At 56.2% G+C, this 7,708-nt stretch carries 6 protein-coding genes; 5 read left to right on the top strand and 1 reads right to left on the bottom strand.

Annotation, left to right across the window (positions count from 1 at the left end; genetic code table 11):
* Positions 1-176: 176 nt before the first annotated feature.
* From K5905_RS22365 to K5905_RS22345, 5 genes are all read left to right on the top strand, one after another.
* On the top strand, positions 177-1,400 hold the full coding sequence (locus K5905_RS22365; RefSeq protein WP_297587936.1) for an aminotransferase class I/II-fold pyridoxal phosphate-dependent enzyme: 1,224 nt from the start codon (positions 177-179) through the stop codon (positions 1,398-1,400).
* Positions 1,397-4,156: a DNA translocase FtsK gene (locus tag K5905_RS22360; protein ID WP_297587933.1), complete on the top strand. Its 2,760-nt coding sequence runs from the start codon at positions 1,397-1,399 to the stop codon at positions 4,154-4,156. The genes K5905_RS22365 and K5905_RS22360 overlap by 4 nt, the downstream gene beginning before the upstream one ends.
* 340 nt (positions 4,157-4,496) lie before the next feature.
* On the top strand, positions 4,497-5,144 hold the full coding sequence (locus K5905_RS22355) for an outer membrane lipoprotein carrier protein LolA (protein ID WP_297587930.1): 648 nt from the start codon (positions 4,497-4,499) through the stop codon (positions 5,142-5,144).
* A gap of 20 nt (positions 5,145-5,164) precedes the next feature.
* Positions 5,165-6,130 carry an ATP-dependent carboxylate-amine ligase gene (locus K5905_RS22350; protein ID WP_297587927.1) on the top strand — a complete coding sequence of 322 codons (966 nt, stop codon included), beginning with the start codon at positions 5,165-5,167 and terminating at the stop codon, positions 6,128-6,130.
* 126 nt (positions 6,131-6,256) lie between these two features.
* Positions 6,257-7,120 carry a c-type cytochrome gene (locus K5905_RS22345; RefSeq protein ID WP_297587925.1) on the top strand — a complete coding sequence of 288 codons (864 nt, stop codon included), beginning with the start codon at positions 6,257-6,259 and terminating at the stop codon, positions 7,118-7,120.
* A gap of 17 nt (positions 7,121-7,137) precedes the next feature.
* On the opposite strand, the gene K5905_RS22340 is transcribed toward K5905_RS22345, so the two are convergent.
* Positions 7,138-7,708, bottom strand: a 571-nt coding sequence (locus K5905_RS22340; protein WP_297587923.1) for an EamA family transporter, incomplete at its 5' end; no start/stop codon positions are given.

Raw genomic sequence — 7,708 nt, 5'->3', positions numbered from 1 at the left:
GGCCATGAAAAACCCTTGATATTCAATTAGAGAAGTCTGCGACAAAATTTATTCAAGATCTGAAGTGCTGGCAATCCGCTGGAAATCCTCTCCCGTGCCTGCTTGGTTAATAAGAGATTTACCAAGGAGACGATAGGGTCAGGTCAAAGTTATGCGTAACGACTGCCGGATCATTGATGACTGCCAGCCCTAAAGCCTATCAGCGCGGCGCTGCCCTGCCGAGCTCCAATCCGTTTCAGCGCCTTGCCGAGCTTCTCGCCGACGAGACGCCCGGTCTTGATCCGATTATCATGACCATTGGCGAGCCACAGCATCCGATACCTGACTTCACGGCTGAGGTTCTTGCAGAAAATATGGCGAGTTTCCGCAGGTACCCGCCGATCGTCGGATCTCCGGAATTTCGTGAAACAATCGCGGCCTGGCTCGATGAGCGGTACAATCTCGGCGGCATGATTGATGCCGACCACGGGGTGCTGCCCCTGAACGGGTCGCGGGAAGGGCTCTCGTTCGGCGCAATTGCAGCAAGAGATCAACTGGACAAGGGCATCGACCACCCGGTGGTGATCCTGCCCAATCCCTTTTACCAGACCTATGCTGCGGCGGCTCATGTGGCAGATGCCGAAGCCGTGCTTCTGGATGCCGTCCCCAGAAACAATTTTCTTCCGGATCTTGACGCATTGGAACCTGAATTACTCGACGAAACCGTTGCCTTTTATGTTGCTTCTCCAACCAACCCGGAGGGGTTTGTCGCCGATATTGGCTACTGGCAACACCTGATCGGACTGGCGCGCAAACACCGGTTCTACATATTTGCCGATGAATGCTATTCCGAGATCTACCGGAAGACACCACCACCAGGCATCCTGGAAGCTGCCAGAGCAATGGGTGGAGATTTTTCCAACATCATCGTTTTGAATTCTCTTTCAAAACGCTCAAACCTTGCCGGTCTTCGGTGCGGTTTTGCAGCAGGGGATCCCGACTTCTTGCGGAAATGGGCCAAGTTTCGCGGGTTGGCGGCGCCCCAGGTGCCACTCCCTGCCCAGGCTGTTGCGGTCCGGGCCTATCAGGACGAAGCGCACGTCATCGAGAACCGCCGGCTTTACAACGAAAAATTCGAGGTCGCCGAACGCCTTCTTGGTCCGATCATGGGTCCCGTGACGCCACAGGCGGGTTTCTTCCTTTGGCTCGATATTGGTCGTTGGGGCGACTCAGTGAGTGTAACGAAAGACCTGTGGCGCGACATCGGCGTCAAGGTTTTGCCGGGTGGCTATCTGGCATCCGATCAATCCGATGGCAGCAACCCGGGACGGAGCTACATCCGCGTCGGGCTTTGCGCCCCGCTTGAGCAAACGGAAATTGCTCTTGAACGTTTGGCAAACTGGTTAGGAGAAAAGGCATGAGACGGGCCAGTGCAGTTCGCGGCAATGGCCGCCGCTCTTCGGTGGATCTGCTGGACACCGAAAGCCCGTTGAAGCGCTTCATGCGACGCAACCTTGTGGGCGCGGCCGGTCTCGGCGTCATAGCGATCGCCGCCATGCTGGCGGCAAGCCTGGCGACCTGGTCGGTCAGTGACCCCAGCTTGAACCATGCAACCGGTGCCCCCGTGCGCAACGCCCTCGGCGCCCCCGGAGCCGTCATCGCCGATATCCTGATGCAGTCCATCGGGCTGGCAACGGCCGTGTTCCTGATCCCGCTTGTGCTGTGGGGCTGGAGACTGCTGGCCGGACATGCGCTCGGGATAGGCCGCAAGCGCCTGGTCTATTGGGTCATCGGTTCCGGATTGGCTGCCGGGGCTCTTGCCGCACTGCCGGTGCCAGACAGCTGGCCTCTGCCGAACGGACTTGGAGGTTTCTTCGGCGATACGATCCATCATGTACCCTCACTGATCACGTCCAACCTCACCAGCGGCGCCGCCACCATTGTCGGAGGTCTCGGCCTCGGTGTACCAGCTGTCCTGTTTCTGCTGGCAGCTGCCGGCTGGCTCGGTGGCAAGGACAAGGTCTCCGAGCGTATTGAACCCACGCGCATGCCCAAGGGTCATGGCAAGTCGATCGAAGACGAACTCGGCCTCGAGGATGAAGAGCGCGAATCCCGTCTGTCCCTGCTCACCACGGCCCTGGTCGGACAGGCAGGTCATTGGGGTCTTCAAACGGCAGCGCAACTGCGCCGGCTGACAGGCTTTAAGCGGACCCGTCAACAGGATGAGGAACTTTGGGAAGATGAGGACCAGGCGGACGATTACGAAGTGGAAGACGATCGCCAGGGCAATCGCCTGAAATCTTTCCGCCGCGCTCTTGCAGGCCGATTGATGCCGCAGGACGATGATGGTCTCGACGAATTCTACGAACGTGGCCGCGATCAGGAAACGGACGCGCACCAAGATCCATACGAGGACGATCCATTTGGCGAAGAGGGAGAAGGTTTCGAGCCGGACGAACTTCTGATCGACAAGGGACCGGTAACGGGTCAACCGGCTGTCCCGGTCGGCATCGCATCGCCTGAGCCGGCCCCGGTGCCGTCGCAACCCCAGGACACGGCGCTTGCGCCGCAGGCCGGTCGGGTTGTCCCGCAGGCACCGCGCCCAAAGCAGAGCAAGCGCGCCATTTCAGAGGCGCAGCCGTCCTTCCTCGGCGCACCGGAAGAATACGAACTGCCGCCACTCAGACTGCTTGCCGAACCAAAAGCGGGTGGCAAGGTTCCAGGATTGTCAGCCGACGCATTGGAACAGAATGCCCGCATTCTGGAAGGCGTTCTGGAAGACTTTGGTGTTCGCGGTGAAATCATCGAGGTGCGCCCGGGACCTGTCGTAACGCTTTACGAGTTGGAACCGGCACCGGGCATAAAGTCCTCCCGCGTGATCGGTCTTGCTGACGATATTGCCCGCTCCATGAGTGCGATTTCCGCTCGTGTAGCCGTCATTCCGGGCAAGAACGCCATCGGCATCGAACTGCCGAATGCGCGCCGCGAGACCGTTTATCTGCGCGAATTGCTGGCTGCTCAGGACTTCGAGAAGGCCAAGGCCAAACTGGCGCTGGCGCTCGGCAAAACCATCAATGGCGAAAGCGTTGTCGCGGATCTGGCCCGCATGCCGCACCTTCTGGTCGCCGGTACCACTGGTTCGGGTAAGTCCGTTTCGATCAACACCATGATCCTGTCACTGCTTTACCGGCTGACGCCGGAACAGTGCAAGATGATCATGATTGACCCGAAAATGCTCGAACTGTCCATCTATGACGGTATCCCGCACCTGCTGACACCCGTGGTGACCGATCCGAAAAAAGCCGTGGTCGCCCTGAAGTGGACGGTCCGCGAGATGGAGGACCGTTACAAGAAGATGTCCAAGATGGGCGTCCGGAACATTGACGGCTACAATACCCGTATCAAGCAGGCATTGGAAAAGGGAGAAAGCTTCACCCGGACCGTCCAGACCGGTTTTGACAGGGACACCGGCCAGCCGATCTACGAGGAAGAGGAACTGCCGCTCGAGGCGATGCCGTATATCGTGGTGATCGTCGACGAAATGGCCGACCTCATGATGGTTGCGGGCAAGGACATCGAAGGGGCGATCCAGCGCCTGGCACAAATGGCCCGCGCGGCAGGCATTCACCTGATCATGGCAACCCAACGTCCGTCTGTGGACGTTATCACCGGTACCATCAAAGCCAATTTCCCCACCCGTATCTCCTTCCAGGTGACGTCGAAGATCGACAGCCGTACCATCCTCGGGGAAATGGGCGCCGAACAGCTGCTCGGTATGGGTGATATGCTGTTCATGGCGGGTGGCGGTCGCATTCAACGCGTTCACGGTCCCTTCGTGGCTGACGATGAAGTGGAAGAAATCGTCAAGCACCTGAAGGTTCAGGGCACACCCCAATATCTGGAAGCAGTGACCGAGGAAGAGGAAGAAGCCGAGAGCCCCTATGATGGCGGCCTTGCAGGCGGCGGTGAGGGCAACGACCTTTACGACAAGGCGGTTGCAATTGTCCTGCGCGACAAGAAAGCCTCCACTTCCTATGTCCAGCGACGCCTTTCGATCGGCTATAACCGCGCGGCGTCCCTGATCGAACGCATGGAGCAGGAAGGTTTGATCAGTCCTGCGAACCATGCCGGCAAACGTGAAATTCTCGTGCAAAATGGCGTTGAGGAAGAGTTCTGATGGTAAAGCGCAAGGCGTAAAATAGGGGCTATTTTATCAGGACCAACTGTCCCGAAATGAATCGGATCGCATGCCATGGTGAATTCATAGCACCGGCGGGGCCCGTTAAATCAGGGACAAACTTGATGGTTCGGAGGATGGCAAAAAGCCGGTCATCATCGGCGTTGCACCGCTTGCCCGATGGGCAGCATCATGAGAAGCGCCATGCCGATGGCACCGCTTTCCAACATCAATTGGTTCATATTTTGCGCCTTACGCACTAAACTGCCAAAGCTTTGCCACACACGATACCTAGCTAAGGCTCAATGCTTCGGCGCGCTAACGATTAGGACAATGCATCATGCTGAAACGCTTCGCTCATCGCTTGGTCAAACCCCTGGTTTGTTCCACCATGGCCGTGATTGTGACTTTGGCGGCATTTGCTCCGGCACACGCCCTTACCGATCAGGAGCAAAAGACGCTTAAGGACTTGAATCAATACTTCAATTCCGTGAAGACCATGCATGGCGACTTCATTCAGTTCGGCCCGGATGGCAGCCAGTCGGACGGCAAGTTCTACATGGCCCGGCCCGGCAAGGTTCGCTTTTACTACAACAAACCCTCGGTCCTCGACATCGTTGCTGACGGCAAATCCGTGTCCGTGCGGGACCGCAAATTGAATACGCAGGATATCTGGCCACTCGGCCAGACCCCATTGCGATTTCTATTGTCCGACACAATCGATCTCCAGAAGGATACCAACGTCACCAATGTTCTTGTGGAAGAAGACCTGATCACGGTCACCATTTTCGACAAGACCAAGTTCAACTCCGGAACACTGACGCTGATTTTCGACGCCAAGGACTATGCGCTAAAGCAATGGACCGTCACCGATCAACAGGGATATGACACCTCTGTCGCCGTTTATAACGTCGTCTCGAACGGCCCGAGTAATCCGGAACTGTTCAAGATCGATTACCTGTCAAACGCGCGACAAGGCAAGAACTGAGCCGGAAGGGTGCGTTCAACGTGACGTTCCCCACCACCCGGTCACTCGTCTTTCAGCTGCTCGAAGAATTCTGCGCTCACCAGGACTTACGCCTGACCGCAGGAGACCCTTACGGTCATGCGGGTCTGGTGGAAAGCTCTGGCGGATCTCGCTGGTTCTTCAAAGGCACAAGATTCGACCTGAACAGTCTTGGTGCAGCTGAAATTGCCAATGACAAGGCTTATGCTTCGAAATTCCTCGGCAAAAACGGGCTACCGGTAGCCACCTCCTGCTTCATTACGAGCACCGACATCCTCAACGGCCAACCGCTTCCGGAATACGTTCGGAGTTTCACAAGCCGGACGAACTTCCCCTTGTATGTGAAACCCAATATCGGCCAGGAAGGTCGCGACGTGATCCGTGTCGACACAGACAGCACTCTCCAGGCGACCCTGGAGATATTGGCAAAACGTCATGATCACCTTCTCGTTCAGGAAGAAATCCGAGGGCGTGAGCTTCGGATTGTCATTCTCGATGGCGAAATTCAGTGTGCCATCGAACGGCTTGCGCCGACCATCACGGGAGATGGATTGCGCAGCATCGCAGATCTGCTGAAAATGACCGGAAAACTCACACCGGACGATAAACGGATCACGACGGAACTGGCTGCACAAAACCTGACACTGGATTACGTACCTTTTTCCGGTCAGAGAATTACGGTTCTGCCGATTGCCAACCTGTCGGCAGGTGGAACGGCCAGGATCGTCACTCGCGAAATTGCGCCGGACATCCTCTCATTCGCCAGCAGGGCCTCTCAATCCCTGGGATTGAGATATGCTGGCGTCGACCTGATTTTGCCTGAAGCCGCCGAAGCCGAAAGCCCGGCTGTCGTCCTTGAAGTCAACGCAGCCCCGGGTCTCAGCAACCTCGCCAGACAGGGACTGGCAGAACTTGATCTGGTTAAAGAGATTTACAGCAAGATCTTTTCAGCCATGTTTCTCGATTAACAGGCCAATTGCTGTCAGAACTCATTGCAGATCGGCAACGATGCCTCTTATTGCAAATATGGACAACTTTCAGAAAATCGATATTTCGACCATCTTTTCCAAATTATCTTAGGGGGAGATTTGAGCATGTTTGAAAAACATGGATCTCGTTTTGCAACTTTACTTTTATTTTCAATACTCTTCGTTATGGCAGCTGAAGGTCCTGCATTCTCCGAACCGTCTTTGGAACGTGGAAAGTACCTGGTGGAAGGTCCCGCAGCCTGCGGAAACTGCCACACACCAAAAGGGCCGGATGGAGAAATCCCCGGCATGGATCTTGCCGGAATGCTGGTGGAGAAAAACGACGCGTTCACTGCAATAGCGGGCAATATCACATCGGGTGGTTCCGTGGGGAGCTGGTCGGATGAAGAACTTGCCAAAGCGATCCGCGAAGGAATTCGACCTGATGGCAGCGTAATCGGTCCGCCAATGCCCATGGGTCTTTACCGCGGCATTTCCGATGATGACCTCAAGAGCATGGTCATGTATCTGCGCCAGGTACCGGCGGTCGACAACGACCCGGGTACCAGCCAGTACAACATTCCTCTGCCACCGGCTTATGGTCCGCCGATCACATCGGTTGCCACCGTTCCGGAGGGCGTGACTGTTGAATATGGCGCTTATCTGGCCGGCCCAATTGCCCATTGCACCGAGTGCCACACAACATTCGGTGAAAAAGGTCCGATGTTCGACACGCATCTTGGTGCAGGCGGCTTCGAATTTCATGGCCCGTGGGGTACTTCAACTGCATCCAATATCACGCCAACTGGCCTGGACACCTACTCTGATACCGAGCTCGACGGCATGATCCGCAAGGGAGTGCGGCCCGGCAATGCAAGGATGCTGCCTCCCATGCCTTATCCCTATCTCGCCAGAATGACGGACAACGATCTGGCTGCAATCGTGCTCTACCTGCGCTCCCTGCCACCGCTTCCCGACGGTGGAAAGTAGAACTTTGTGACATTGCATCAGCTGACTTTGGTCTCCCTTCGAGGCCAGAGCGTCAGGGCCAGTCCGCCAAATATCAGACCCGCTCCGGCAACCTGAAACATCGTGAGGCGTTCCCCCAGAAAGATGGCTGAAAGGCTGATACCAAAGACCGGCACCAAAAGGAAAAACGGCGCTACTTTCGCTGCCTGATACTTCACCAGCAGACGACCCCAGATCGTAAATACCAATATGGTCGCAAGCAGCGCGGAATAACCAACTGCAAAAACCGTAGCCAAGGAAATTGTTTGAAACAGTCTGACAGGGTTGCCATCGCTCTCCAGTACAAGCGAGAGCACGGCCAAAGGCAGAGGTGCTATCAAGCTCATCCAGACCACAACAGCAAGCATATCGACCCGACCCAGGGACTTCAGAAGAATATTGCCTGCAGCGCCGCACAAGGACGCGACAAGGATCAGGATAATCCCTTCAGATCCACCTACATCCGACCTGTCCAGAACCAGGAAGGTCAGGCCTAGCACGGCCAGCACCACAGCAATTGCCGCACGCCCATCCAGCCTTTCCGAATAAAGTCCCATTGCATAATCATTT

The sequence above is a fragment of the Roseibium sp. genome, assembly GCF_025698965.1.
Classification (GTDB): domain Bacteria; phylum Pseudomonadota; class Alphaproteobacteria; order Rhizobiales; family Stappiaceae; genus Roseibium.
This window is presented reverse-complemented; position numbering and strand designations above follow the sequence as displayed.